Annotated in this window: 1 protein-coding gene; it reads left to right on the forward strand. The window is 45.8% G+C overall.

The features are described from left to right. A partial coding sequence (locus AB9K26_RS00160; RefSeq protein WP_369970531.1) for a hypothetical protein occupies positions 1 to 323 on the forward strand: 323 nt, incomplete at both ends.

The raw sequence follows: 323 nt of genomic DNA on the forward strand, positions 1-323 counted from the left end.
GGGGAGGGGAGGGGGGGGGGAAAGAAGAAGAAGGGGAAGGAAGAAAGAAGGAGGGAAAAAGGAAAAAGGAAAAGAAGAGGAAAGAAAGGGAAAGAAAGAAAGGAAAGGGAAAAAAAAGAGAGGGGGGAAGGGGGAGAGGGGAGAGAGGAAGGGAGAAAAGAGGGGGGAAGGAAAAGGAGGGAAAAAAAAGGGAGGAAGAAAAGAAGAGAGGAAGGAAGGGGAAGGAAAAAAAGAAGAGGAAGAAAAGAGGGAAGAAGAGGGAAAAAAAGAAAGGGAAGAAGGGAAGAAAGGGGGAAAGAAAGAGGAAAGAGAAAAAGAAAGAA

The sequence above is a fragment of the Psychroserpens sp. XS_ASV72 genome (assembly GCF_041224425.1).
Taxonomy (GTDB): domain Bacteria; phylum Bacteroidota; class Bacteroidia; order Flavobacteriales; family Flavobacteriaceae; genus Psychroserpens.